Origin of the sequence: Micromonospora sp. C51 (assembly GCF_018070435.1) — a bacterium.
GTDB classification, from domain to species: Bacteria; Actinomycetota; Actinomycetes; order Mycobacteriales; family Micromonosporaceae; genus Micromonospora; species Micromonospora sediminimaris.
The window spans coordinates 56,021-80,742 of record NZ_JAGPXQ010000016.1 but is presented as its reverse complement, the minus strand read 5'-3'; the positions used below and the strand labels follow the sequence as shown (position 1 = coordinate 80,742).

At 73.0% G+C, this 24,722-nt stretch carries 23 protein-coding genes and 1 pseudogene; 15 read left to right on the top strand and 9 right to left on the bottom strand.

The window, feature by feature from the left end:
• Nucleotides 1–67 precede the first annotated feature (67 nt).
• Entirely contained in the window at nt 68–835 is a 768-nt protein-coding gene (gene hisF, locus KBX50_RS17895; protein WP_210938197.1) for an imidazole glycerol phosphate synthase subunit HisF, read from the top strand.
• A 78-nt stretch (nt 836–913) separates the two neighbouring features.
• Here the strand turns inward: hisF and KBX50_RS17890 are convergent, their stop codons facing one another.
• Together KBX50_RS17890 and KBX50_RS17885 are read right to left on the bottom strand one after the other, a co-directional pair.
• Nucleotides 914–1,375, bottom strand: a complete 462-nt coding sequence (locus KBX50_RS17890; protein ID WP_210938196.1) for a hypothetical protein — start codon at nt 1,373–1,375, stop codon at nt 914–916.
• A gap of 143 nt (nt 1,376–1,518) precedes the next feature.
• Nucleotides 1,519–2,166 (bottom strand): YitT family protein, encoded by a 648-nt coding sequence (locus KBX50_RS17885; protein WP_210938195.1) that lies wholly within the window; start codon nt 2,164–2,166, stop codon nt 1,519–1,521.
• Nucleotides 2,167–2,224: 58 nt separating this feature from the next.
• On the opposite strand from KBX50_RS17885, the gene KBX50_RS17880 reads away from it, so the two are divergent.
• Nucleotides 2,225–3,682: a PLP-dependent aminotransferase family protein gene (locus KBX50_RS17880; protein WP_210938193.1), complete on the top strand. Its 1,458-nt coding sequence runs from the start codon at nt 2,225–2,227 to the stop codon at nt 3,680–3,682.
• Nucleotides 3,683–3,769: 87 nt separating this feature from the next.
• Here KBX50_RS17880 and KBX50_RS17875 read toward each other — a convergent pair whose 3' ends face one another.
• The 3 genes from KBX50_RS17875 to KBX50_RS17865 form a co-directional block, all read right to left on the bottom strand.
• The gene (locus tag KBX50_RS17875; RefSeq protein WP_210938191.1) at nt 3,770–5,590 is read right to left on the bottom strand and encodes a long-chain fatty acid--CoA ligase; all 1,821 of its coding nucleotides are present in this window, start codon (nt 5,588–5,590) and stop codon (nt 3,770–3,772) included.
• 139 nt (nt 5,591–5,729) lie between these two features.
• On the bottom strand, nt 5,730–6,668 hold the full coding sequence (locus KBX50_RS17870; RefSeq protein WP_210938189.1) for a terpene synthase: 939 nt from the start codon (nt 6,666–6,668) through the stop codon (nt 5,730–5,732).
• Between the two features lie 123 nt (nt 6,669–6,791).
• Nucleotides 6,792–7,421 carry a TIGR03085 family metal-binding protein gene (locus tag KBX50_RS17865; protein ID WP_210938187.1) on the bottom strand — a complete coding sequence of 210 codons (630 nt, stop codon included), beginning with the start codon at nt 7,419–7,421 and terminating at the stop codon, nt 6,792–6,794.
• Nucleotides 7,422–7,583: 162 nt separating this feature from the next.
• Here KBX50_RS17865 and KBX50_RS17860 point away from each other — a divergent pair, with 162 nt between their 5' ends.
• From KBX50_RS17860 to KBX50_RS17850, 3 genes are all read left to right on the top strand, one after another.
• Nucleotides 7,584–9,452 carry an ABC transporter ATP-binding protein gene (locus tag KBX50_RS17860; protein WP_307870999.1) on the top strand — a complete coding sequence of 623 codons (1,869 nt, stop codon included), beginning with the start codon at nt 7,584–7,586 and terminating at the stop codon, nt 9,450–9,452.
• Nucleotides 9,453–9,504: 52 nt separating this feature from the next.
• The gene (locus tag KBX50_RS17855) at nt 9,505–11,280 is read left to right on the top strand and encodes an ABC transporter ATP-binding protein (protein ID WP_210938185.1); all 1,776 of its coding nucleotides are present in this window, start codon (nt 9,505–9,507) and stop codon (nt 11,278–11,280) included.
• Between the two features lie 64 nt (nt 11,281–11,344).
• Nucleotides 11,345–12,076: a DUF2470 domain-containing protein gene (locus KBX50_RS17850; RefSeq protein ID WP_210938183.1), complete on the top strand. Its 732-nt coding sequence runs from the start codon at nt 11,345–11,347 to the stop codon at nt 12,074–12,076.
• 24 nt (nt 12,077–12,100) lie between these two features.
• Here KBX50_RS17850 and KBX50_RS17845 read toward each other — a convergent pair whose 3' ends face one another.
• From KBX50_RS17845 to KBX50_RS17835, 3 genes are all read right to left on the bottom strand, one after another.
• Entirely contained in the window at nt 12,101–12,697 is a 597-nt protein-coding gene (locus KBX50_RS17845; RefSeq protein ID WP_210938181.1) for a TetR family transcriptional regulator, read from the bottom strand.
• A gap of 77 nt (nt 12,698–12,774) precedes the next feature.
• Complete coding sequence (locus KBX50_RS17840; protein ID WP_210938179.1) at nt 12,775–13,530, bottom strand: ABC transporter permease; 756 nt, start codon at nt 13,528–13,530, stop codon at nt 12,775–12,777.
• Complete coding sequence (locus KBX50_RS17835) at nt 13,530–14,261, bottom strand: ABC transporter ATP-binding protein (RefSeq protein WP_210938177.1); 732 nt, start codon at nt 14,259–14,261, stop codon at nt 13,530–13,532. Before KBX50_RS17835 ends, KBX50_RS17840 begins: the two co-directional genes overlap by 1 nt.
• Nucleotides 14,262–14,378: 117 nt before the next feature.
• On the opposite strand from KBX50_RS17835, the gene KBX50_RS17830 reads away from it, so the two are divergent.
• From KBX50_RS17830 to KBX50_RS17815, 5 genes and pseudogenes are all read left to right on the top strand, one after another.
• Nucleotides 14,379–14,771, top strand: coding sequence for a MerR family transcriptional regulator (locus KBX50_RS17830; RefSeq protein ID WP_210938175.1), 393 nt, complete (start codon nt 14,379–14,381; stop codon nt 14,769–14,771).
• A gap of 58 nt (nt 14,772–14,829) precedes the next feature.
• Nucleotides 14,830–15,585, top strand: a pseudogene (locus KBX50_RS33630) (phosphoribosyl-AMP cyclohydrolase); the annotation flags it as partial.
• Between the two features lie 180 nt (nt 15,586–15,765).
• On the top strand, nt 15,766–16,194 hold the full coding sequence (hisI, locus tag KBX50_RS32890; RefSeq protein ID WP_307871001.1) for a phosphoribosyl-AMP cyclohydrolase: 429 nt from the start codon (nt 15,766–15,768) through the stop codon (nt 16,192–16,194).
• 76 nt (nt 16,195–16,270) lie between these two features.
• Nucleotides 16,271–17,833: an anthranilate synthase component I gene (locus tag KBX50_RS17820; RefSeq protein WP_210938173.1), complete on the top strand. Its 1,563-nt coding sequence runs from the start codon at nt 16,271–16,273 to the stop codon at nt 17,831–17,833.
• Between the two features lie 114 nt (nt 17,834–17,947).
• Nucleotides 17,948–18,523, top strand: a complete 576-nt coding sequence (locus KBX50_RS17815) for a Trp biosynthesis-associated membrane protein (protein WP_307870998.1) — start codon at nt 17,948–17,950, stop codon at nt 18,521–18,523.
• Between the two features lie 20 nt (nt 18,524–18,543).
• Here the strand turns inward: KBX50_RS17815 and KBX50_RS17810 are convergent, their stop codons facing one another.
• The gene (locus tag KBX50_RS17810) at nt 18,544–18,795 is read right to left on the bottom strand and encodes a hypothetical protein (RefSeq protein ID WP_210938172.1); all 252 of its coding nucleotides are present in this window, start codon (nt 18,793–18,795) and stop codon (nt 18,544–18,546) included.
• A gap of 443 nt (nt 18,796–19,238) precedes the next feature.
• On the opposite strand from KBX50_RS17810, the gene trpC reads away from it, so the two are divergent.
• From trpC to KBX50_RS17785, 5 genes are read left to right on the top strand one after another with little or no spacing between them, the layout of a single operon-like run.
• On the top strand, nt 19,239–20,042 hold the full coding sequence (gene trpC / locus KBX50_RS17805; RefSeq protein ID WP_170863280.1) for an indole-3-glycerol phosphate synthase TrpC: 804 nt from the start codon (nt 19,239–19,241) through the stop codon (nt 20,040–20,042).
• A 39-nt stretch (nt 20,043–20,081) separates the two neighbouring features.
• Nucleotides 20,082–21,320, top strand: a complete 1,239-nt coding sequence (gene trpB / locus KBX50_RS17800; protein ID WP_210938171.1) for a tryptophan synthase subunit beta — start codon at nt 20,082–20,084, stop codon at nt 21,318–21,320.
• A 4-nt stretch (nt 21,321–21,324) separates the two neighbouring features.
• Nucleotides 21,325–22,140, top strand: coding sequence for a tryptophan synthase subunit alpha (gene trpA, locus KBX50_RS17795; RefSeq protein ID WP_210938170.1), 816 nt, complete (start codon nt 21,325–21,327; stop codon nt 22,138–22,140).
• Nucleotides 22,141–22,200: 60 nt separating this feature from the next.
• Complete coding sequence (lgt, locus tag KBX50_RS17790) at nt 22,201–23,523, top strand: prolipoprotein diacylglyceryl transferase (RefSeq protein ID WP_307870997.1); 1,323 nt, start codon at nt 22,201–22,203, stop codon at nt 23,521–23,523.
• A gap of 13 nt (nt 23,524–23,536) precedes the next feature.
• Nucleotides 23,537–24,718: an NAD(P)/FAD-dependent oxidoreductase gene (locus KBX50_RS17785; RefSeq protein ID WP_210938169.1), complete on the top strand. Its 1,182-nt coding sequence runs from the start codon at nt 23,537–23,539 to the stop codon at nt 24,716–24,718.
• Nucleotides 24,719–24,722 lie beyond the last annotated feature (4 nt).

The window sequence follows — 24,722 nt, the reverse complement described above, 5'->3', positions numbered from 1 at the left end:
CCGGCGGCGCACCCCGTCGCCCCGGTCGGGACGGCGACCGTCGTACGGGCGGCGATAGGCTCGTCGCATGACGGTGGCGGTGCGGGTGATCCCCTGTCTCGACGTGGACGCGGGACGGGTGGTCAAGGGCGTCAACTTCCTCGACCTGCGGGACGCGGGCGACCCCGTGGAGTTGGCTGCCGCGTACGACCGCGCGGGCGCCGACGAGTTGACCTTCCTCGACGTCACCGCCTCGTCGAGCGACCGGGGGACGATGCTCGACGTGGTCCGGCGTACGGCCGAGTCGGTCTTCATCCCGCTGACCGTCGGTGGCGGGGTGCGGACGGTGGCGGACGTGGACACCCTGCTGCGCGCCGGAGCCGACAAGATCGGGGTCAACACGGCGGCGATCGCCCGGCCGGAGCTGCTCGCGGAGATCGCGGAGCGGTTCGGTCGGCAGGTGCTGGTGCTCTCGCTCGACGTGCGGCGAGCATCGGCGGGCACCACTGCCAGTGGCTTCGAGGTGACCACCCACGGCGGGCGGCGCGGCACCGGGCTGGACGCCGTGGAATGGGCGCGGCGCGGCGCCGAGCTGGGCGCGGGTGAGATCCTGCTCAACTCGATGGACGCCGACGGCACGAAGGCCGGGTTCGATCTGGAGCTCATCGGCGCGGTACGCCGGGTCGTCGACGTCCCGGTGGTGGCGAGTGGGGGTGCCGGTGAGGCGGCCCATTTCCCGCCGGCGATCGGTGCCGGCGCCGACGCGGTGCTGGCCGCCAGCGTGTTCCACTTCGGGGAGCTGACCGTGGCGGAGGTCAAGGACGTGCTGCGCGGTGCCGGTCACCCGGTGCGCTGACGCCGATTAGGGCGCTGCGGCCGGCATCGCGGCCCGGGGGTCGCATCCTGTCGGCCGCAGCGGACGACGGCGCGGAGGTCAACCGCGGCCGGAGTGTCCCTCGGGGGAGCGCCGGGGCATCGGGATGGACCGCACCAGGTATTCCTGCACGGCGGCGGCGTGCTCCTGCTCGTCGAGGTGCCAGTCCGCGGTGCCGGGCGCGTGCCGGCGGCTGAGCACGCCCTGCACGGTGTCGACGGTGGTGGCCAGCCCGGCGCTCGGCCGTGAGCGCCACAGGTGCTCGCCGTCGGGCGTGATCCGGAACCAGCCGTCGGAGACGTCGACCAGCCCGGCGCCGAGCAGCCGGCGGATCGCCTCCTCGATGTCGTGCCGATCGGGGATGCTGCGGTCGAGATGGTCGGCCGTGGAGAGCACGTCGGCGAGGCGTACCCCCTCGGGGCGGCGGGTGGTCGCGGACCGTCGGTGGCGTCCGGCGCCGCTGGCGATCACCAGCGAGACGAAGATCCATGCGTCGGTACGACGCCAGGCGTTGTCCCCCATGCGGAGATTCTGCCGGGCGACCCGGCTCCAGGAAAACACCGACCGTCGCACTGCGACCGTGAGTGGCATCATGATTGCCGACAGTCGATGTGGGTGGACGGCAGCGACCCGATCCGGTATGTGGCGGTGGCGCTGGGTGGTCGTCAGGTCGCCGGGGCCGGCTCGACCCGTGCCGGTGGGTTCGGTTCGGCGACGTCGAACAGCGGCAGGAACAGTTGGGCCAGTGGTCCGATGGTCAGCGCGTAGGCGATGGTGCCGATGCCGACCGTGCCGCCGAGCACCGCACCCACGGCCAGCACGCCGACCTCGATGACGGTGCGGACCAGGCGTAGCGACCGACCGGGGCGGCGGGCGACCAGGCCGGTCATCAGCCCGTCGCGGGGACCGGGGCCGAGTCGGGCACCGAGGTAGAGCGCGGTGGCCGCGCCGTTGCCGACGATCCCGACGACCAGCAGGACGATTCGCAGCGCAAGTGGCCCTCCGGGTGGCAGCAGCGCCAGGGTCGCGTCGACCGCCAGGCCGATCACCACCACGTTGGCGACGGTGCCGAGGCCGGGGCGTTGGCGCAGCGGGATCCAGGCCAGCAGCACCAGCGCGCCCACCGCGATGACCACGGTGCCCATGCTCAGGCCGGTCAGCCGGGACAGCCCCTGGTGGAAGACGTCCCACGGGTTCAGCCCGAGCCCGGAGCGGATCATCAGCGCCATGCTGAAGCCGTAGAGGACGAGCCCGACGAACAGGTGGGTGAGCCGTCGGGTCGGCCGGTGCCGGAGGTTGCCAATCATTGCCACGCATGCCACTCTAGGTGCCAATTGGCCTCGCGATAGAGCCAATATTGGGAGAGTGGCCATGGTCAGTCAGGTGCGTGGGGTTCAATTGGCCCGGCTGCTCGGGCAGTGGCACGCCCTGCCCGGCCGGCGACGCAGCCCCGACTACGCCGCGCTGGCCGGGGCGGTGCGCGGTCTGCTCGCCGACGGACGGCTACCTCTCGGTGTGCGCCTGCCGGCCGAACGCGACCTGGCCGAAGCGCTGCGGATCAGCCGTACCACCGTCACGGCCGCGTACCGCGAGCTGCGCGACAGCGGGCACCTGGCCAGCCGGCGGGGTGCCGGAAGCTGGACGATGCTGCCGGGGACGCACCGGGTGGCGCCCAACGGGCTCTGGATCCCGCTGGACGACCGGGACATGCTCGACCTCGGAGTGGCGGCGTTGGCCGCCCCGCCCGAACTGCTGCCGGCGGCCCGCGCGGCGGCCGAGGACCTGCCCCGCTACCTGAGCGGCGCCGGGTACCACCCGATCGGGATCATCGAGCTGCGGGAGGCGGTCGCCCAGCGATACACCGAGCGGGGCCTGCCCACCTCACCCGACCAGATCATGGTCACCAACGGTACGCAGCACGCCCTGGACCTGGTACTACGGTTGGCGCTCGCGCCGGGCGGCGGGGTGCTTGTCGAGTCGCCGAGCTACCCCAACGCGCTCGCCGCGCTCGCCGCCCGACGAGCCCGGATCACCACGTACGGCCTGGCCGCCGATGCCGACGGTTGGGACGCGGACCTGCTGCTGGGCACGCTGCGGCAGGTGCGGCCCCGGGTCGGGTACCTGATCCCCGACTTCCAGAACCCGACCGGGCACCTGATGCCGGCCGAGCTGCGGGAACGGCTGGTGGCCACCGCGCACGCGGTCGGCACCGATCTCGTGATCGACGAGTCCTTCGTGGACCTGCCGCTGGACGGTACGGACCTGCCGCCGCCGACGGCGAGCTTCGACCGGCACTCCCGGGTGGTGAGCGTCGGCGGCATGAGCAAGCCGTTCTGGGGCGGGCTGCGGATCGGCTGGATCCGCACCTCGGCGCCACAGGTGCAGCGGCTGGCCGCGGCGCGGGTGGGGGTGGACATGTCCAGCCCGGTACTGGACCAGTTGGTCGCGGTGCACCTGCTGGACGTCGCGCCGGCCATCGTGGCCGCCCGGCGGGCGCAACTGGCCGTGCAGCGTGACGCGTTGCTCGGCGCGCTGGCCGCCCGGCTGCCGGAGTGGCGGGTCACCGTGCCGCGTGGCGGAGTGACCCTCTGGGCCGAGCTGGACGGGCCGATCTCCAGCGCTCTGGCGCGGGCCGCCGAGGAGGTCGGCGTACGCCTGGCGCCCGGACCCCGCTTCGGCCTCGACGGGACGCTGGAGCGTTTCCTGCGGCTGCCGTTCACCCTGCCGGCCACCGACCTGGTCGAGGCGGTCGGGCGGATCGCGGCGGTCCGGTACGACCTGGACCGGGCGGGGCAACCCCGCTGGCGTGAGCCGAGCGTCATCGCCTGAGCGGCTGACCCGCCGCTGTCCGTGGCGCGACACGGATCGGCCCCGCACCCCGGGGAGGGACGGGTGCGGGGCCGAGGCCGTGGGCCGTCAGATCTCGGCGACCGTGCCGGCGTACATCTTGTCGATCTCGTCGGCGAAGTTGTTCTCCACGCCACGGCGCTTGATCTTCAGCGACGGGGTGATCTCGCCGTCCTCGATGGTGAGGTCGCGCCGCAGGATGGTGACCTTCTTGATGGTCTCCCAGCGGTTCAACTTCTGGTTGAGCTGGGCGACGTACTCCTCCACCATGGCCTGGGCCTCCGGAGAGGCGACGATCTCGGCGTACGGGCGACCCTCCAGCGGGGTGCCGGCCGCCCAGCCGGCGATGGCGTCCGGGTCCAGCGTGACAAGCATGGTGCAGTAGTTGCGGGCCTGGCCGATCACCACGGCCTGCGAGGTGTACGGGCAGGTGGCCTTGAACATGCCCTCGATGTGCGACGGTGCGACGTACTTGCCGCCGGAGGTCTTGACCAGGTCCTTCTTGCGGTCGGTGATACGCAGGTAGCCGTCGTCGTCGAGGCTGCCGATGTCGCCGGTACGGAAGAAGCCGTCCTCGGTGAACGCGGCGGCGCTCTCCTCGGGCAGGTTGTGGTAGCCCCGCATCACCGGCCGACCCTTGAGCAGGATCTCGCCGTCGGTGTCGATGCGGCACTCGAGGTCGCCCATGGCCCTGCCGACGGTGCCGATCCGCAGCCCGTCGGGCGGGTTGACGAAGTTGCCGGCGCTGGTTTCGGTAAGCCCGTAGCCCTCCGAGATCGGCAGGTTCGCCGCGGCGAAGAAGGTGGCGATCTCCGGGCTGAGCGGGGCGGCACCGGAGACCAGCACCCGGATCCGGCCGCCGAGCCGGGCCTGGAGCTTGCTGAAGACCAGCTTCTCCGCCAGCGTGTACTTGAGCTTCAGCCCGCCCGGCACCGGTTTGCCGGCCTGCTCCAGGGCGACCTTCTCCTTGCCGACGCCGACCGCCCAGGCGAAGATCTTGGCCTTCGCCCCACCGGCGTCCTGTGCGGTGGTGACCGACTTGTTGTAGACCTTCTCGAAGACCCGAGGCGCGCCGCACATCAGCGTCGGGCGGACCACCGAGAGCAGTTCGACGAGCTTGTCGACCCGGCCGTCCACGTACGTGGGCAGGCCGACGTGCGTGGCGCCGCAGAGCAGCGTCTTGCCGAACGAGTGGGACAGCGGCAGCCAGAGGTACTGAAGGTCGTCCTCGCGGAGCAGTCCGACCGCCTCCTGCGCCACGCCCTCCCAGCACCAGCCACCGTGCAGCAGCTCGACGCCCTTGGGACGGCCGGTGGTGCCGGAGGTGTAGATCAGGGTGGCCAGATGGTCCGGGCCGATGCCGGCGACCAGACGCTCGATCAGCTCCGGGTCCTCGGCGAGCCGCTGGGCGCCCTGCTCCTCCAACTCGGCGAGGGTCAGTTGAGGCACGGCCGCGGACGGGTCGGGGGCGCCGTCGAAGAGGACCACGTGGGTCAGCGCGGGCAGCTGTGCTCCGGCGATCTTGGCCGCCTGGTCCGGGTTCTCCGCGAACAGCACCTTCGAGCCGGAGTCGGAGATGATGTAGGTGGCGTCCTCGGGCTCGGTGGTCGGGTAGACCGTGGTCGTGGCGCCGCTGGCGCACATGATGCCGAAGTCGGCGATCACCCACTCGATCCGGGTGTTCGCCAGAATCGCGACCCGGTCCTCCTGACCGACGCCCAGGCCGTGCAGGCCGGCGGCGATCGCCGTGGCCCGCTGGGAGACCTGAGCCCAGGTCAGCCAGACCGGTCCGTCGGGGCCGGGGTGGGCGAAAGCGTGGCGGTCGGGGGAAGCCGCGACGCGCTTGAGGAACATGTCAGGAATGGAGCTGTACGGTACATCGAGAGCCATCGCTGTAGCCGCCTTCGGGGGTGGAGGCGTGACGGTCGTCACGGTCGGTGTTCGTTACCGAAGGGTATTGCCTGTCCCCGGGCGTCGGCTAGCCCTGACGATCATCCACCAGCCTCTTCCCGCGAACGGCACCCTCGTCTCACTCGTAGCGGGCCGCCGCCCGTGACCAGTCGTAGGTGGCCCGGATCCAGTTCCGCCGGGTGTCCAACGCCGGGCGTACCGCGTCGCCGTGGCTGGCCAACAGGTGGGTCTCGGCCGCCAGGTACGCACCGAGTCGATCGTTGAACCGGTCGGCAGCGGCCCGCAGCGCCACCGACTCGTCGCCGGTCTCCCTGGCCAGCACCGTGATCAGATTGTGCGCGTCCGGCCCGCCGTGGTGTTCCTTGCGGTAGGAGAAGACGTCGTTGCACCAGCAGATGAGATCGGCGGCCAGCGCCTCCAGGGTGGCCCACCCGGGATCGGCTCGGCGTACGGCCGGCGGAAAGCCGTCCAGCGCCAGGTCGGTCAGGGTGAGGCTGGGGTACACGGCACCGGTGTGCCGGCGCATCTGGACGTACTCGTCGATCGGCGGGACCCGCTCGTGTTCCCGGTTAGCCGCCTCCCACAGCAGCGCGAGCAGGTACTCGCGCATCCCGGCGACGAACCGCAGCAGCACCGCCGGACGCCGGTGGCCGCGCACCCGTTGGCACAGGTCGGCCAGGCCGAGCGCCAACGTCCCGGCTGCTCCGGGCGGCACCGGACCCGGTGCGCCCTGACGGTCCAGCACGTCCAGCAGCGCGGCCACGGTCGGCGCGAGTCGGGTGGGCTCGGCGCCCAGTCCGTCCTCGTCGCAGGCGTCGTCCATCACGAACAGCCAGGAGATCAGGTCGGTCAGCAGGCGCAGACGCTCCCGCGGCGCCTGCGGGCAGGCCCGCCCGGCGAGCCCGGCGGCGTCCGCCCGGTGCAGCCGCTGCCCGTTACTGATCAGGCCCAGGTCCTGCGCCCAGTCCGCGCTCTCCCGCGCCACGTGCTCGGTGTCCTCGTGCCGCACGTGGGCGAACGGAGGCTCTCGCAGGGCCGAGACCACAAAGCTTCGCATCGCGCTCCCTGTCGCCGCCCCCCCACGAGGCGGCGCGGGTCAGCGTACGGGAGCACCGATCGTGGTCGACCGATGAGCCGAGTAACGTTTCGGATTTCGACGTGACCGGTTACGTACAGAGGGTTAGAAGCCCAGGCTGGCGGTGCGGAGCCGGTCGGCCAGGGCTGGTGCGCCGTCGAGTTGCACCCGCGCCGCGCGTTGCCGGCCGGACAGGAACAGGGCCAGCTCACCGGGGGTGCCGACCAGCCGCAGCGGTTCGCCGCCACGGCCGGTGGCCACCTCGCCGTGGCCGGGCGCCTGCACCAGCACCTGGGCCGGGAACCGCCGCAGCGCCAGTCGGCCCAGCGTCGACACCCGCCGCCACAGCCCCCGCTCCAATCCCACCGGCAACTCCCGGGGCTGCCAGCCGGCCCGGGCGCGGCGTACGTCCTCGTGGTGGATGAAGAATTCCAGCGTGTTGGTCAACTCGTCGGCCAGCGGGTTGCTCACCGGGCTCCACAGCGGAGGACGTCGCACCTGACCGAGCAGTTCAGTCCAGTCCAGGGCGGCGACCTGACGCCGCACCCGCTCGCCGTACCCGCTCAGTGGTGGCAGGACGATGCCCGCGGCGGCGTCCGGACGACGCTCCCGGACCACCAGGTGCGCGGCGAGGTCACGGGTCGTCCAGCCCTCGTTGAGGGTCGGGGCGTCCGGGCCCAGGGTGGACATCAGTTCGGCGAGCGCCTCGCGCTCCGATCGGGCGTACCGCGACATGGCAGTGATCGTAGGCCGGTGCGGCGCAGCTCGCGTCGTGAGCCGGGCGCGCGGGCGACCTGGCCCCCGGGGTGACGTCGGACATATCGCCGGGGGTCGGCGTACCGGGCCGGTAGCGGTAAGGATGAGAGAGGATTGTGGCGGCTTACGGCGGGGGAGAATGTGGCGAGCGGGACTAGTCGGGACGTGCTCGGTCGCGGTTTGACCGTCCTCGGGCGGGCCATCCGGGAACAACCGAGGATCTTCGCGGTCGCGGTGGCCGGCAGCGTGCTGTTCGGGCTGATGGTGGTCGCCAGCGCGTTCGTGGTCGGCGCGGTCGTCGGTGACGTGGTGGTGCCGGCCGTCGAGAGCGGTTCGGTGGCGGTGGGCGCGTTGGCGCTGGCCGCCGCGGCACTGCTCGGGCTGAGTGTGCTGCGGGTGGTCGGCATCTTCGGTCGCCGGCTCGGCGCCGGTTACATGCAGTTCCGTCTCCAGGCCGCCTATCGCCGCCGGGTCACCCGCCGCTACCTGGAACTGCCGCTGTCCTGGCACCACCGCAACGCGACCGGCACGCTGCTGTCCAACGCCAACTCGGACGTCGAGGCCGCCTGGCAGCCGATCGCGCCGCTGCCTTTCGCGGTGGGCACGCTGGTGATGCTGATCGGCGCGGTGACGTCGCTGTTCGCCGTCGACTGGGCGCTGGCTCTGGTCGGGCTGGCCGTCTTCCCGGCCCTGTTCGCGCTCAACGTGGCGTACTCCCGCCGGATGGCGCCACGTCAGGCGCGGGCGCAGCGGCTGCGCGCCGAGGTCAGCGGCATCGCGCACGAGAGCTTCGACGGCGCGCTGGTGGTCAAGACGATGGGGCGGGAGGCCCAGGAGACCGCCCGGTTCGCGGCCCGGGCCGGCCAGTTGCGTGATGCGCTGATCTCGGTCGGTCGGTTGCGGGGGATCTTCGACCCGATGCTGGAGACGCTGCCCAGTCTCGGCACCCTCGCGGTGCTGGTGGTCGGCGCGTACCGGCTGCGGCAGGGCGCCATCGAGGTGTCCGAGCTGGTCAGCGTGGCCTTCCTCTTCACCGTGCTGGCGTTCCCGGTGCGGGCCATCGGGTGGGTGCTGGCCGAACTGCCGCGCAGCGTCGCCGGCTGGGACCGGATCCGCCGGGTGCTCGACGCCACCGGCGAGATGCCGTACGGCGACACCCGGCCGGACCCGGCCGTGGCGACGCCAGCCACGCTCGCCTTCACCGACGTCGGCTTCGCCTACGAACCGGCGGAAGCGCACCTGCCCGGCGCTGAGGTGTTGGGCGAGGTCACCTTCACCGTGCCGGCCGGCAAGACCGTCGCCCTGGTCGGGCCGACCGGCGCCGGCAAGTCGACAATCACCGCGCTGGCGGTTCGGCTGGTCGATCCACGGTCGGGCACGGTCAGCATCGACGGCGTGGATGTTCGCGACCTGGCCGCGGACGTGCTTGCCGGTACCGCCGCGCTGGTCGCCCAGGTGCCGTTCGTCTTCGACGACACGGTCCGGGCCAACGTCTCGCTGGACCGCCCGGGCGTCGACGACGAGGCCGTCTGGGCCGCGCTGCGCCTGGCCGAGGCCGACGGGTTCGTCGCCGCCCTGCCCGAGGGGCTGGACACCATGGTCGGTGAGCGGGGTACCTCCCTCTCCGGCGGCCAGCGGCAGCGGCTCACCCTCGCCCGGGCGTTGGCGGGTCGTCCCCGCCTGTTGGTGCTCGACGACGCGACAAGCGCGGTCGACCCCCGGGTGGAGGCCGCCATCCTGGCCGGGCTGCGCTCGTCGGCCGGCGGCGGCCCGGGCGCGTCGATCCTGGTGGTGGCCTACCGGCGGGCGACCATCGCCCTCGCCGACGAGGTCATCTACCTGGAGCAGGGGCGGGTCGTGGCGCGGGGCACGCACAGCAGGCTGCTGGCCACCGTGCCGGGCTACGCCGATCTGGTCACCGCCTATGAGCAGGCCGAGGTCGACCACGACCGGCAGCGTACGTACGACGAGGTCACCCCGATGACCTCCGGACTGGAGGTGGACCGGTGAGCGCGAGGAGTGAGCTTGCGAGCCCCGCAGTCGCGAACGAAAGGCTGGACCGGTGAGCGTCCGCGAAGCGCCGGAGCAGGCCGAGTCGACGTGGCGGACGCTGCGTCGAGGGCTGGCGCTCTCCCCGGAACTGCGGGTCGGGCTGGCCGGCACCCTCGGTCTGGCGCTGGTGTACATGGTCGGCCGGGTGGCCGTGCCGGTGGCGGTGCAGCAGGGCATCGACCGGGGCATCGCCGGCGGGTTGGACCTGGACGCGCTGTACGTGGTGGTGTCGGTCACCGCGGCGGTGCTGGTGGTGACCACGACCTGTGGCTACCTGATGATGCGCCGGCTGTTCACGGTCAGCGAGACGGCGCTGGCGGGGGTGCGCGTACGTGCCTTCCGGCACGTGCACGACCTGTCGATGCTGCACCAGCAGTCGGAGCGGCGCGGTTCGCTGGTCTCCCGGGTCACCAGCGACGTCGACCAGATCACCCAGTTCCTCCAGTGGGGTGGGGTGATCCTCCTGGTCAACCTGGGGCAGTTGGCGGTCACCACGGTCGTGATGCTGGCGTACTCGTGGCAGTTGACGCTCGTGGTCTTCGCCGCCTTCGGGCCGGCGGTGCTGGTGATCCGGCTGCTCCAACGCCGGCTCGCCGCGGCGTACGGGGTGGTCCGGCAGCGCACCGGCGCCCTGCTGGGCGCGGTCGGGGAGAGCGTGGTCGGCGCGCCGGTGATCCGGGCGTACGGCATCGCGGGGCGCACTGCCCGGCGGCTGGACGAGGCGATCGACGGTCAGCGACGGGCGCAGCAGAAGGCGATCCGGATCAGCATTCTCGGCAGCTCGGTCGGTGAGCTGGCCGCCGGCCTGGCATTGGCCGGTGTGGTGGTGCTGGGGGTGTTCCTCGGCGCCGACCAGACGCTGAGCATCGGCGAGATCACCGCGTTCCTGTTCCTGGTGACGCTCTTCATCCAGCCGGTACAGATCGCCACCGAGGTGCTCAACGAGGCGCAGAACGCGATCGCCGGCTGGCGTCGGGTGCTCGACGTGCTGGACGTCGAACCGGATGTCGCGGATCCCGGGTCGCAGGGGCGTGAGCTGCCCACCGGGCCGCTGGACATCCGCTTCGGCGGCGTACGTTTCGCCTATCCGGGCGGTCCGACGGTGCTGCATGACATCAGCCTGGAGATTCCGGCGAAGAGTCGGGTGGCGGTGGTCGGTGAGACCGGCAGCGGCAAGACCACCTTCGCCAAGCTGGTGACCCGGCTGATGGACCCGACGGCGGGGGCGGTGCTGCTGTCCGGGGTGCCGCTGACCGATGTGCGCTTCGACTCGCTGCGCTCCCGGGTGGTGATGGTTCCGCAGGACGGGTTCCTGTTCGACGCCACGGTGGCCGACAACGTCCGCTTCGCCCGCCCGGAGCTGACCGATGAGCAGCTCACCGCCGCCTTCACCGAGCTGGGTCTGGCTGACTGGCTGGACGGGTTGCCCGCCGGGCTGGCGACCGGGGTGGGTGAGCGGGGTGAGGCGTTGAGCGTGGGGGAGCGTCAGTTGGTGGCGTTGGCCCGGGCGTACGTGGCCGATCCGGACCTGCTGGTGCTGGACGAGGCGACCAGCGCGGTGGATCCGGCCACCGAGGTGCGGTTGCAGCGGACGTTGGACGCGGTTACCCGGGGCCGGACCACCCTGGCGATCGCGCACCGGCTGTCGACCGCGCAGAACGCCGACGAGGTGATCGTGGTGGACCAGGGGCGGGTCGTGCAGCGTGGTTCGCACGACGAGCTGGTCCGCGACCCGGATTCGGTGTACGGGCTGCTCTACGCCTCGTGGCTTGAGCAGACCCGGTAGACGACGCGGGGCCGATGCCATACCCTCCGAGTTAGGTAAGCCTAACCTCAAAGGAGGTCGTGTCATGCGGCCCAGCCCCGCTGAGATCGTCCGGACCCTGGTTGCGGGTCGGTTGCCTGGCCTCGTTCACCTGGCCTGCCGGCCCGGCCTGCACCACGCGCGCCACGCCACCGACCCCGAGGGGCGGGTGCTGCTGCTGGTGCCGGTGGTCAGCGATCTCGCGGCAGCGCTGGGCGCCGGTGCCGAGGAGCGCGCCGTCGCGGTGGTGCTCGACGTGCTGGACCTGCCGCCGGCCGCCGGGGCGCCGTCACTCGGCCGGGCCCTGGTCTCCGGCTGGGCGCGTCGGTTGGCCGGCGACGAGGCGCGGGCCGCCGCGGTGGACTTCGCCGCCGTGGAGCCCACCGGCGACCTGCTCGACGTCGGCACCCGCTTCCGGCTGTTCCGCTTCGAGGTGGCGGAGGCGCGTTGGCACCGGGCCGGCGAGTTGCGCCGGATCGACCCTGCGGCGTACGCCGAGGCCGAGCCGGATCCGCTGCACCCGGTCGAGGCGGGGCTGCTCGCCCACCTCGGCGAGGACCACGCCCAGCGGATGACGGACTACCTGCGTCGGCAGCTCGGCCTGGCGGCCGGTCCGGCCGACCACGCGCCCCGGGTCGAGCGGATCGACAGGTACGGCATGTTGGTGACCTTCGGTCGGCCGGGCGCCCGGCGACGGGCCCGGCTCGCCTTCGGCCGCCGGTTGACCGACCGGGCCGACCTGACCCGGCTGCTGGAGCCGGTGCTCAGCGCGGGCTGAGACCGATCCGACCGTCGCCGACCGTCAACCGCCGAGTTCGCCGGTGAGATAGCGGTGCACGGTCGGGCCGACCGTGGCGATCAGGGTCTCCGGCGAGGCGGAGGCGACCGGCTCCAGCCGGATCACGTAACGCATCAGCGCCAGCCCGACGAGTTGGCTGGCCACCAGCGACCCGCGCAGCGGCACCTCGGCCGGATCGACGTCGAGCTGGTCGAGGACCCGGCGCAGCACCTGGGTGGTGAGAAACTCGCGCAGGAGCCGGGCGGTCCACTCGCTGCTGACCGCGGAGCGCAGCAGGGCCACCCCGGCGGCACCGGCGGGCGAGTCCCAGACCGTGACGAACATGCGGACCAGCCGTTCGCCGAGAGCGGCACGGTCACCGGCGAGCACCTTGGGCAGCAGTTCCGCCGGGTTCACCGGAAAGCGCATGGCGGCCAGGAAGAGCTGTTCCTTGGTGCCGAAGTAGTGGTGCACCAGAGCCGGGTCGACGCCGGCGGAGGTGGCGATGGCCCGGATGGTGCTGGCGTCGTAGCCGCGTTCGGCGAAGACGGCCCGGGCGGCGTCGAGAATCGTGTCCCGGGTGCCGGGTTTGCCGGGTCGCCGTCCGCTGCGCCGTACCATCGCCCTCCCTCGCTCCAGTCCGCGCCGGTGCCTGCCTGCCCGACGCGGTCCACTCGCGCCGGGCAGGCATGGTGCCGTCAGCCGCTGCGCCGGCGCAGGGTGGCCGCGGCGAGCACCAGCGCCAGCACCGCCGCGCCGGCGACGATCGCCACGTCGCGCCACATCGTCCCGGTCGGTTCGGCGTACGCGCCGACCTCCTGCAGGGCCTCGACGGCGTACGACAGGGGCAGCACGTCACTGATCGCCTGCAACCAGCCGGCCATCTCGTCGCGGGGCACGAACAGCCCGCAGAGCAGCAGTTGTGGCGCGACCACGACCGGCATGAACTGTACGGCTTGGAACTCGGTGCGGGCGAAGGCACTACAGAGCAGCCCGAGCGCGACGGCGAGCACCGCGTTCAGTGCGGCGATCATGATGACCAGCGCGCTGCTGCCGGCCGTCTGGAGGCCGAAGACCCAGTACGCGACGGCGGAGGCGATGCCGGCCTGCACGGCGCCGGCCAGCCCGAAGGCGATCCCGTACCCGAAGAGCAGGTCGGTCTTGGCCAGTGGGGTGGTGAGCAGTCGTTCCAGCGTGCCGGTGGTGCGCTCGCGCAGCATCGCGATGCTGGTCACCAGGAACATGATGATGAACGGGAAGAAGCCGAGCATCACCAGCGCGATCCGGTCGAACGTCGACGGCTGGCCGGGCGGCGCGGGCTGGTCGGCGTACATGTAGTAGACCAGGGTGAGCAGGACGGTGGGCACGGCCACCAGCAGCGCGACGGTCCGTTTGTCGTGGCGCAGCTGCCGCAGGATGCGGGCGACGGTGGCGGCCAGGATGCGTGGACTCATCACGCCTCCCCGGACTGGTCGGGCTGGGCGGCTCTGATCAGCCGCAGGAACGCCTCGTCGAGGTCGTCGACCCCGGCTGCGGCCCGGACAGCCGCCGGGGTGTCGTCGGCGATGAGTCGCCCCTCCCGGATGAGCAGCAGGCGGTCGCACCGGGCGGCCTCGTCCATCACATGACTCGACACCAGCAGCGTCGTCCCGGTCGCGGCCAGCGCATGGAATCGGGCCCAGAGGTCGGCCCGCAGCACCGGATCCTGGCCCACGGTGGGCTCGTCGAGCACGATCAGCTCGGGCTCGCCGACCAGTGCGCAGGCCAGCGACGCCCGGCTGCGCTGCCCGCCGGAGAGGGTGCCCACCAGTTGGCCGGCCGCCGAGGCCAGGCCGACGTCGGCTACCGCGCGGTCGGCCTCGGACCGGTCGCGGCCGTGCAGCGCGGCGAAGTAGCGGGCGTTCTCCCGCACCGTGAGGTCGGCGTAGACGCTCGGCGCCTGGGTCAGGTAACCGACCCGCTGGCGTAGTGACGGCGAGCCGGCCGGGGCGCCGAGCACCGTCACCGTGCCGGCGGCGATCACCTGCACTCCGACGACCGCCCGCATCAACGTGGTCTTGCCGCTGCCGCTCGGCCCGAGCAGACCGGTGACCGAGCCGCGCGGCACCGTGGCGTCGATCCCGTGCAGCACCCGCCGCCGGCCCCGGTCCACGACCAGGCCCCGGACGGCGATCGCGTCGTCCATCGCCCACCTCCCCAAATTCATCGTCTGTTGAAATCAACAGTAGGTGAAATACGGCCGGGTCGGCAAGCGCGGGTCCCGGGGTCGCGCCGGGCCGTCCGGTGCTGGGACCCTCGAACGATGGACATCGGTACGCGGGAGCCGACCTTCACCGTCAGCGAGGCGGCCCAGCGGGTCGGCCTGACCACCCACACGTTGCGTTGGTACGAGCAGGAGGGGCTGGTGGCCCCGGTGGGTCGGGATTCCGCCGGCCGGCGTCGCTACACTGCGGAGGACGTCAACTGGCTGCTGCTGCTGACCCGGCTGCGCCGCACCGGCATGCCGGTACGCGACATGCGCCGCTACGTCGAGCTGGCCCGACAGGGCGACGGCACGCTCGGCGCCCGCCGGGCGCTGTTCGAGGAGCACCGGGTACGGGTGCTGCACCGGATGGCCGAGCTGGAGGAGGACCTCAAGGTCCTCGACTTCAAGATCGACCATTACCGGCGGGCGGAGCTGGGTGAATTCGACTGAGCCGCAGAATTGGGCGAAACGCCCTCTGAGGCAGGAACGCCAATAGCACGGTCAGCTTGTGCCGGATCGGACGGCAGGTCCGTCACCGGTCATTGCGCCCGGATCGGACGTGCGGCACGATGGCGCAGTGGATCACGCTCCGTCACCGGACAGTGGGTTCTTCGACGACTGGGCCGCCCGGCTGCGGGCGAGCGCCGACCGGCCCGTGGTGGGCATCCTGCTGCGTGGCAGCCACGCGCGCCGGGCCGCCACCGCGCACAGCGATGTCGATGTCGACGTGCTGCTCGGTGGCGCTCCGTACGCGGCCCGTCGGGCGTACCTCGCGGAGCACTCCGGCCGGCTGACCCACGTGTCGGTAGCGGCCCGGGACATCCGCTCCTGGGTGACCCGCCTCGGTGAGCCGGCCGACTGGGCGTTCGGCCTGCCGGTGACGGCCCCTACCCGGCTGCTCTGGGCCGACCCGTACTGGCGGCACCGCATCGACCTGCCGGTGCTCTGCCAGCCGGCCGACGAGCCCCGGCTGGAGGAACTGATCGCCACGCTCGGCAAGGTGGCCGCGGCCCGGGACGACGAGGATCCGCTCGGTGCCCGGCTGGCCGCCGCCGACCTGGCCCGGCTCTGCCCCTCGGTGCTGCGGCTGGCGAACCCGTCGGTACGGGTGGTCTCCCGCCGGTCTGCCTTCGCCGCCGCGCTCGACCTGCCGGTGGCGCCCGCCGGCTACCGCGAGGACATGCTGCGCTGTCTCGGCCTGCGTCCGGGCTCGACCGGCCAGGTGTGGGCGGCAGCGGCTCGGCTGGTGACCGGCACCCTGCCGTTGATCCGCCCGTACGCGGCCGAGGTGGGCCAGGTGGCCGGTCCGGACCTCGCCGACGCCCTGCTGGACGGGCGCCTGGACCGCTACGTGGCCCAGTTGGGCCGACCCGGCGGCGGTGCCCCGTCCGCCAGCCGGGAGGCCACTGGGGTACCCGCCCCGCGTGCGGGACAATGGCTCACTGTGCCCGTACCTGACGCGCCGGTGACCGGCGCCCACCCTGACCAGCCGGAGCCGTTGGGCGGTTCGCAGCGACCGTCACGGCTCGACCCGGCTATCGCCGGCCGCCTGCGGCGCACCCCCGACGGCCTGGTGGCCGCCGTGGTCCGCCAACACGACAGCGGTGAGGTGCTGATGATGGCCTGGATGGACGACGAGGCCCTGCACCGCACACTGACCACCGGTCGGGCCACCTACTGGTCGCGCAGCCGGCGCGAGTACTGGGTCAAGGGCGCCACCTCCGGCCACCACCAGTACGTCCGCTCCGTCGCGCTCGACTGCGACGGTGACGCGGTACTGGTCAGCGTCGACCAGGTCGGTGCCGCCTGCCACACCGGGCAGCGCACCTGCTTCTCCACCGAGCTCCCCGTCACCGGCGAGCTGGCCTCATGAGCGAGCGAAGCGAGCGAATCATCAGGCTCGGCGCGGTGGTGCCTCATGGCGGCGCGGAGCGAAGCGGAGTGCCGGCATGAGCGAGCGGAGCGATGGTCGGGTGAGCCCGGACGCGGCCACCTTCACCGAACTGGCCGCCCGGTGGCGGGTGGTGCCGGTCACCCGTCGGCTGCTCGCCGACGCGGAGACCCCGGTCGGCGTCTACCGCAAGCTCGCCGGTGGCCCGGGGACGTTCCTGCTGGAGTCGGCCGAGCAGGGCGTCGGCTCGTCCGGGCTGGCCTGGGCCCGGTACTCCTTCGTCGGGGTTCGCAGCAGCGCCACCCTGGTCGAGCGCGACGGCTCCGCGGCCTGGCTCGGCGTGCCCCCGGCCGGGCTGCCGACGTCCGGGGACCCGGTCGAGGCGCTACGCGCGACGGTGACGGCGCTGGCCGGCCCGCCCGGCACCCCGGGTGACGGGATGCCACCGTTGACCGGCGGCATGGTCGGTTATCTCGGCTACGACCTGATCCGCCGCTTCGAGCGGCTACCCGCGCTCACCGAGGACGACCTGCGCCTGCCCGAGCTGGGCATGATGCTCGCCACCGACCTGGTGGTGCTCGACCACTTCGACGGTTCGGCGATCCTGGTCGCCAACGCGATCCTGCCGCCGTTGGATGAGCCGGGTCGCGACGAGCGGGTCGTCGCCGCCTACCACCACGCGGTGGGCCGCCTGGACGCGATGACCACGGCACTGTCGCGGCCCATCCCGCCGATGGTCGCCACGGTCGACCGCCCGCCGGCCGGCGAGGTGCGCAGCCGCACCCCGGAGGGCGGATACCCGAAGGCGGTGGAGGCGGCCAAGGAGGCGATCCGGGCCGGCGAGTGCTTCCAGATCGTGCTCGCCCAGCGGTTCGAGCGGGAGACCGACGCCGACCCGTTGGACGTCTACCGGGTGCTGCGCACCACCAACCCCAGCCCCTACATGTACCTGCTGCGCTTCGACGACTTCGACATCGTCGGCTCGTCACCGGAGGCGCACCTGAAGGTGACCGGTGAGGTGGACGGCGAGCGGCGGGCACTGCTGCACCCGATCGCCGGGACCCGGCCCCGCGGCGCGACCCCGGAGGCCGACGCCCGGCTCGCCGCCGAACTGCTCGCCGACCCGAAGGAACGCGCCGAGCACGTGATGCTTGTCGACCTGGGCCGTAACGACCTCGGCCGGGTCTGCCGTCCCGGCACGGTCGAGGTGCCGGAGTTCGCCACCATCGAGCGGTACAGCCACGTGATGCACATCGTCTCCACGGTGGTCGGCACGCTGCGGGCGGACCGCACCGCCTTCGACGCGCTCGCCGCGACCTTCCCGGCGGGCACGCTCTCCGGCGCGCCGAAGGTACGCGCCATGGAGATCATCGAGGAGTTGGAGCCGGTCCGCCGGGGCCTCTACGGCGGGACGGTCGGCTACTTCGGTTTCGCCGGCGATCTCGACATGGCCATTGCGATCCGCACCGCGCTCATCCGGGGCGGCCGGGCGTACGTGCAGGCCGGCGCAGGTGTGGTGGCCGACTCCGACCCGGCGGCCGAGGACCAGGAGACCAGGAACAAGGCCGCCGCGGTGCTGGCGGCCATCGCCGCCGCGGAAACCCTCAGGCCGGCTCGGTGAGCGCGAGGAATGTAGCGCAGCGGAGTCCCGCAGTCGCGAACGGAAGGCGGGCTCGGTGAGCGCGAGGAATGTAGCGCAGCGGAGTCCCGCAGTCGCGAACGGAAGGCGGGCTCGGTGAGCGCGGGGCCAGTGCCGGGCGACGCGCGGCCCGTGCCGGGCCGGCGTGAGCTGGCGTACGCCGTGCTGCTCTGCCTGGCCGGCGCGGGGTTGGCGCTGTGGGCGGCGACCCGGACCTGGGTGGTCGACGTGGTCGGCCGCTCGGAGCCGATGCTGCTGGTGGAGGAGGGGCGCACGGGCGGGCAGTTGCTGCCGTGGCTGCCGGCGTTGGCCCTCGTCGGGCTGGCCGGTGGTGGCGCGGTGCTGGCCACCCGGGGCCGGCCGCGTCGGGTGCTCGGCGGGCTGCTGACCCTGCTCGGCCTGGCCCTCGCGGCCGGCGGAGGCTACGGGCTTGTCGGTGACCTCGGAGACCCGGTCACCTGGCAGTGGCCGGTGCTCACCCTGCTCGGCGGGATCCTCGCCGCCGTCGGTGGCGCGCTGACCATGCTGCGCGGTCACCGCTGGCCGGCGATGGGCGCGCGCTACGAACGTCGGACCACCCGGCCGACCGGCTCCAGCGGTCCGATCGGCGGGGCGGGCACCGTCGAGGCGTGGGAGGCGTTGGACCGCGGCGAGGATCCGACGATCCGCTGACCGGCCGGGCGTCGGTGCGGTCAGCCGACGGGTTGCCGGGCGCGCGCCCGGGCGGCGGTGAGTTCCGCGACGAGGCGGTCCAGTTCGGCCCGCTGGTCGGCTCGGGCCCGGTCGGCGCAGACGGCCTCCCAGGCGTTGCCGGACGCGGTCCGAATCCGGTCCGGTCCGATCACCGCCCGCTCCAACGTGTGGACGACACCGACGGCGAGCGACGCGACGGTGCGCGAGATGGTGGTGAGTCCGATGGTCTGGTGCGGCGCGGAGGTAGTCATGATCACCCCGGGGAGAGATCGTCGTGGCGATGGGGCAGGCGCGTCATTGAGTGTGCCCGAGCCTGATGCTGCTCGGCCCGGGTTTCGTGGTGATGACTGCACCGTCAACTCTGCGGTAGCGGGCCTGACCGGCGCAGGGGCATTGGTCCTTGAGCTTGGTCACAGCATCGACATGGCCGGATCCCGCTGGCCGTCGCGCGGCCTCCCGACCGCTCTGACATGGGCGATCGTCGATGACACCGTGACGCAGAGTCACGATCCGTGCGCACAAGTGGGCCATTATGCCGCAGCCCATTTCGTGAGGAGCGCCATACCCCCGGCGGTCGGGTCCAGGTGGGGCCCCCTAGCATCGGCCCATGACACCCGGAGAGGGGAGTCCGTTGGTGACTGCTGAACATGCCCACGCGGAGGGGGACGAGGCCGGCTCGGCGGCGCCCGTCAGCGTGCTCGACGAGATCCTGGCCGGCGTCCGGGAGGACGTGGCCCGGCGGCAGGAACAGGTTCCGCTGGAGCGGATCCGTGAACTGGCTGCCGCCGCGCCGCCGCCGCTGGACGCGTACGCGGCCCTGCGCCGGCCCGGCGTCGCCGTCATCGCCGAGGTGAAGCGCGCCTCGCCGTCCAAGGGCAAGCTGGCCGAGATCGCCGACCCGGCGGACCTGGCCGGCGAGTACGCGGCCGGTGGTGCCCGCGCGATCAGCGTGCTCACCGAGGGGCGCTGGTTCGGCGGGTCACTGGACGACCTCGCCGCCGTGCGGGCCGCGGTGAACATCCCGGTGCTGCGCAAGGACTTCGTGGTCTCCAGCTACCAGGTACACGAGGCTCGCGCCCACGGCGCGGACCTGGTGCTGCTGATCGTCGCCGCGCTGGAGCAGAACGTGCTGGTCGGCCTGCTGGAGCGGATCGAGTCACTGGGCATGACCGCGCTGGTCGAGGTGCACGACGAGGAAGAGGCCGACCGGGCCATGGAGGCCGGCGCTCAGGTCATCGGGGTCAACGCCCGTGACCTGCGTACCCTTCAGGTCGACAGGTCGGTGTTCGAGCGGATCGCGCCCGGCCTGCCGAGCAACGTCGTCAAGATCGCGGAGTCGGGCGTACGCGGCCCGCACGACCTGATCCGGTACGCGTCGGCCGGCGCCGACGCCGTCCTCGTGGGTGAGGGTCTGGTCACCCAGAAGAGTCCCCGGGAGGCGGTGGCCGAGCTGGTCAACGCCGGCAACCACCCGGCGACGCCCCGCCCGGTGCGCTGACCCGCGCCGGGGGACCGTTTGTGAGCGAGAGGACCCGCGATGAGTGCTGACGCCACGAACACCGAGGTGCCGGCGCAGTTCCCCGACGCCGCCGGCCATTTCGGCACGTTCGGCGGCCGGTTCGTGCCGGAGGCACTGGTCGCCGCGCTCGACGAACTGGCCTCGGCGCACCAGGCGGCGATGGCCGACGAGACGTTCCGGACCGAGTTCGCCGGATTGCTGCGCGACTACGCGGGGACGCCGTCGCTGCTCTACGAGGCCCGGCGGTTCTCTGCCCGGGCCGGTGCCCGGGTGCTGCTCAAGCGGGAGGACCTCAATCACACCGGCGCGCACAAGGTGCGCAACGTGCTCGGTCAGGCGCTGCTGACCCGGCGGATGGGCAAGCGGCGGGTGATCGCCGAGACCGGCGCCGGTCAGCACGGCGTCGCCACCGCCACCGCGGCGGCCCTGTTCGACCTGGAGTGCGTGGTCTACATGGGGCAGGTCGACACCGAGCGGCAGGCGTTGAACGTGGCCCGGATGCGGATGCTCGGCGCGACGGTCGTGCCGGTGACGACCGGCTCGCGCACCCTCAAGGACGCGATGAACGAGGCGATGCGGGACTGGGTCGCCAACGTCGACGAGACGCACTACCTGATCGGCACCGCCGCCGGCCCGCACCCCTTCCCGGCGCTGGTTCGCGACTTCGTCCGGGGCATCGGCGAGGAGGCCCGGGCGCAGTGCCTGGACCTGACCGGTGCGCTGCCGGACGCGGTGACCGCCTGCGTCGGCGGCGGCTCCAACGCGCTGGGCATCTTCCACGCCTTCACCGACGACCCACAGGTGCGGCTGTACGGATTCGAGGCCGGCGGCGACGGGGTGAACACCGGCCGGCACGCCGCGAGCATCACCGGTGGCTCCACCGGCGTCCTGCACGGCACCCGGACCTTCGTGCTCCAGGACGCCGACGGCCAGACGCAGGAGTCACACTCGATCTCCGCCGGCCTGGACTACCCGGGCGTGGGCCCGGAGCACGCCTGGCTGCACGACACCGGCCGGGCCACGTACCAACCGGTCACCGACGACGAGGCGATGGCCGCCTTCGAGCTGCTCTGCCGGACCGAGGGGATCATCCCCGCGATCGAGAGCGCGCACGCCCTCGCGGGCACCCTGGCCATCGCGCCGAAGCTCGCCGCCGAACTGGGGCGGCAGCCCACCATCGTGGTCAACCTCTCCGGCCGGGGCGACAAGGACGTGCACACCGCCGGTGAGTACTTCGGCATCCTCGACAAGGAGTGAGGCCATGAGCGAGCGGACCAGCCGGATCGGGGTGGCCTTCGACAAGGCCCGGGCGGACGGCCGGGCGTTGCTGGTGGGCTGCATGCCGGCCGGCTTCCCGACCGTCGAGGGCAGCATCGCCGCGATGCAGGCGATGGTCGCCGCGGGCGTCGACGTGATCGAGGTGGAGATCCCGTACTCCGACCCGGTGATGGACGGCCCGGTGATCCAGCGTGCCAGCGACATCGCCCTGGCCGGCGGCGTACGCACCCGGGACACGCTGCGCATCGTCGAGGCGGTGGCCGCCACCGGCGCGCCGGTGGTGACGATGACCTACTGGAACCCGATCGAGCGGTACGGGGTGGACGCCTTCGCCCGGGACCTCGCCGCAGCCGGCGGGACCGGGCTGATCACCCCCGACCTGATCCCCGAGGAGGCCGGCGAGTGGCTGGCCGCCTCGGACGCGCACGGGCTGGACCGCACGTTCCTGGTCGCGCCGTCCTCCACGGATGAGCGGCTGGCGATGACGGCCGCGCACTGCCGGGGCTTCGTCTACGCCACCGCGATCATGGGCGTCACCGGGGCCCGGTCGCAGACCTCCCAGGCGGCGCCGGTACTGGTGTCCCGGGTGCGGGAGGTCACCGACCTGCCGGTCGGCGTCGGGTTGGGTGTGGGCACCGGTGCCCAGGCCGCCACGGTCGCCGGGTACGCCGACGCGGTGATCGTCGGCAGCGCGCTGATCCGCTGCCTGCTCGACACGCCCGGCGAGGCGGAGGCCCTGAGCGCCCTGCGTACGCTGAGCGCGGAACTTGCCGACGGCGTCCGCCACCCCGACCGCTGAGGGCTACCGGCGCGGACCGGGGTGACGCCACAGGGGTCCGCAGCGGTAGCGTGTGCACCCGTGAGTCTCGCCTCGCCGACGTCCCTGGCCGCCATCCCCAGCCCGAGCAACGCCGTGTGGCAGCTCGGCCCGATCCCCATCCGGGCGTACGCGCTGTGCATCATCGCCGGCATCGTGGTGGCCTGCTGGGTCACCGAGCGGCGGCTGCGCCAGCGCGGCGCGGCTCCGGGCGCGGTGCTCGACATCGCCGTCTGGGCGGTGCCGGCGGGCATCATCGGCGCCCGGATCTACCATGTGATCACCTCACCGGAGAAATACTTCGGCACCGGCGGAGAGCCGATCAAGGTGTTCTTCATCCACGAGGGTGGGCTGGGCATCTGGGGTGCGGTCGCCGGTGGCGCGGTCGGCGCCTGGATCGGGGCCCGGCAACTGGGCATGCCGCTGACGGTGGTCGCCGACGCGCTGGCGCCGGGTCTGCCGCTGGCCCAGGCGATCGGCCGGCTGGGCAACTGGTTCAACAACGAGCTCTACGGCGGTCGGACCGACCTGCCCTGGGGGCTGGAGATCCACCGGATGGACGGCGGGCAGGCCCTGCGCGACGAGGCCGGCCAGCCGATCCTGGAGGAGGGGCTCTACCACCCGACCTTCGCGTACGAGTTGCTGTGGAACGTCGGCGTCGCCGCGATGGTGTACTTCCTCGACCGCAAGCTGCGGCTCGGCCGGGGCCGCGCCTTCGCCCTCTACGTGATGGGCTACACCGCCGGCCGGTTCTGGATCGAGATGATGCGTACCGACGAGGCCAACACGATCCTCGGCGTACGGGTCAACGTGTGGACCGCGGCGCTGGTGTTCCTCGGCGCCCTCATCTACTTCCTGCGGGTGCGCGGGCCACGGCAGTACCTGATCCCGGTCGGCCTGCCGAGCGTCGCCGCCCCGCCGGCCACCTCCGACGTCTCGCAGGTGGACCTGTCGGCCAAGGGCGCCACCACCACCACCGAGCCGGCGGCACCCGAGGGCTACCGGGTGGTCGGCGAGGAGCAGTTCGCGCACTGGCGACGGACCGGGGAGGCGCCACCCGAAGCGGCGGACCAGGTCGACGCCGGCTCGCCGACCGTCACGGACCGGCCGGACGACGACGCGGGTTCCCCGACCGGCACGGACCGGGCGGACGACGCGGGTTCCCCGACCGTCACCGACCGGGCGGACGACGAGGCGGCGACCGCCCGACCGCAGGGTGAGCGCTCCGAAGGGTCGGCTGGCGAGCGCGCCGGGTCGGGCGGTGGGTCCGCCGACGGCGAGCAGGCCGGCTCGGCGGCGGGTTCATCGGCCGGCGGCACCACCACGGAGTCCGCCGCTGCTCGTCCCGCCGACCGCGACAGCTGAGGCCGGGACGGTCATGCGTACCGCGGTGGTGGTTGGCGGCGGGCTCGGCGGCCTGGCGGTCTCCGGTGCGCTCGCCCGTTCGGGCTGGCAGGTGACGCTTCTGGAGCGGGCCGACCGGATCCGCCCCGAGCCGGCCGCCGTGGTGCTCTGGCCCAACGGGGTCCGGGCGTTGCGCGCCCTGGGGCTCGGCGCCGGTCTGGACGCCATCGCCACCACCCTGTCCGACGGCGGTGTACGCCGTCCGGACGGGCACTGGCTGGTGCAGCCCCGACCGACGCCGGCCGAGCGTCTCCCGGTGGTGGTGCACCGGGAGGACCTGCACGACGCGCTGATCGCGGGCCTGGGCGAGCGGGTCGAGCTGCGTACCGGGGTGACGGTGCGGACGGTGCGCGCCGCCGCCGGTGAACGGCCCGCGGTCGGCGACGGCCGGCACACGTACGAGGCGGATCTGGTCGTCGCCGCCGATGGCACGGACAGCGTGGTCCGGCGCCAACTGGCCCCCTCCTCAGGGGTGGTCAGCTCCGGCTGCGCCGCCTGGCGGGCGGTGATCCCCTGGTACCGCGCGCCGAGCCTGCCCGATACGGTCGGCGGTGAGATCCTCGGTGCCGGTTACCGTTTCGTGTCCGCCTCGCTGGGCGAGCGCGGCTCCTCCGGCGCCTCCAGCCGTGGCGGCATCTACTGGATGGCCACCGCGGCGGGCGCGGCCCGTCCCGAGCCGCCGGAGACCCAGTTGGCGCTGCTGCGCCGCTGGTACGCCGGCTGGCCCGCGCCGGTCGACGAACTGCTGGCCGCGACCGACCCGGCCGACCTGGTGCAGCGGGAGATCCGGGAGCTGCGTCCGCTGCCCCGGACGTTCGGCTTCCCGGCCGGGCCGGGCGGGGTGGTGCTGCTCGGCGATGCCGCGCACGCCATGCCGCCGCACCTCGGGCAGGGTGCCTGCCTGGCCTTCGAGGACGCCGCGACCCTCTCCGTGCTGCTCCGCGAGTCGACCCTGCCCGACGCGGTGTTGGCGTACGACCGGGCGCGGCGACCCCGCGCGGCGGCCGTGGTCCGGCAGACCCGCCGGATGTCCGCCGTGCTGCGCACCCGGGGCCGCCTGGCCCTGCGCGCCCGCGACGCGGCCCTGGGCACCATCACCCCCCGCCTGCTCGGCACCGCCGCCACCATCGCCGCCCAATGGCGCCCCCCAACCTGACCCC

Excerpts from the sequence above, each read along its gene's own strand:
- hisF (WP_210938197.1), top strand. The coding sequence starts at position 68 with ATGACGGTGGCGGTGCGGGTGATCCCCTGTCTCGACGTGGACGCGGGA.
- KBX50_RS17890 (WP_210938196.1), bottom strand. The coding sequence starts at position 1,375 with ATGGGGGACAACGCCTGGCGTCGTACCGACGCATGGATCTTCGTCTCG.
- KBX50_RS17880 (WP_210938193.1), top strand. The coding sequence starts at position 2,225 with ATGGTCAGTCAGGTGCGTGGGGTTCAATTGGCCCGGCTGCTCGGGCAG.
- KBX50_RS17875 (WP_210938191.1), bottom strand. The coding sequence starts at position 5,590 with ATGGCTCTCGATGTACCGTACAGCTCCATTCCTGACATGTTCCTCAAG.
- KBX50_RS17870 (WP_210938189.1), bottom strand. The coding sequence starts at position 6,668 with ATGCGAAGCTTTGTGGTCTCGGCCCTGCGAGAGCCTCCGTTCGCCCAC.
- KBX50_RS17865 (WP_210938187.1), bottom strand. The coding sequence starts at position 7,421 with ATGTCGCGGTACGCCCGATCGGAGCGCGAGGCGCTCGCCGAACTGATG.
- KBX50_RS17850 (WP_210938183.1), top strand. The coding sequence starts at position 11,345 with ATGCGGCCCAGCCCCGCTGAGATCGTCCGGACCCTGGTTGCGGGTCGG.
- KBX50_RS17845 (WP_210938181.1), bottom strand. The coding sequence starts at position 12,697 with ATGGTACGGCGCAGCGGACGGCGACCCGGCAAACCCGGCACCCGGGAC.
- KBX50_RS17840 (WP_210938179.1), bottom strand. The coding sequence starts at position 13,530 with ATGAGTCCACGCATCCTGGCCGCCACCGTCGCCCGCATCCTGCGGCAG.
- KBX50_RS17835 (WP_210938177.1), bottom strand. The coding sequence starts at position 14,261 with ATGGACGACGCGATCGCCGTCCGGGGCCTGGTCGTGGACCGGGGCCGG.
- KBX50_RS17830 (WP_210938175.1), top strand. The coding sequence starts at position 14,379 with ATGGACATCGGTACGCGGGAGCCGACCTTCACCGTCAGCGAGGCGGCC.
- KBX50_RS17820 (WP_210938173.1), top strand. The coding sequence starts at position 16,271 with ATGAGCGAGCGGAGCGATGGTCGGGTGAGCCCGGACGCGGCCACCTTC.
- KBX50_RS17810 (WP_210938172.1), bottom strand. The coding sequence starts at position 18,795 with ATGACTACCTCCGCGCCGCACCAGACCATCGGACTCACCACCATCTCG.
- trpB (WP_210938171.1), top strand. The coding sequence starts at position 20,082 with ATGAGTGCTGACGCCACGAACACCGAGGTGCCGGCGCAGTTCCCCGAC.
- trpA (WP_210938170.1), top strand. The coding sequence starts at position 21,325 with ATGAGCGAGCGGACCAGCCGGATCGGGGTGGCCTTCGACAAGGCCCGG.
- KBX50_RS17785 (WP_210938169.1), top strand. The coding sequence starts at position 23,537 with ATGCGTACCGCGGTGGTGGTTGGCGGCGGGCTCGGCGGCCTGGCGGTC.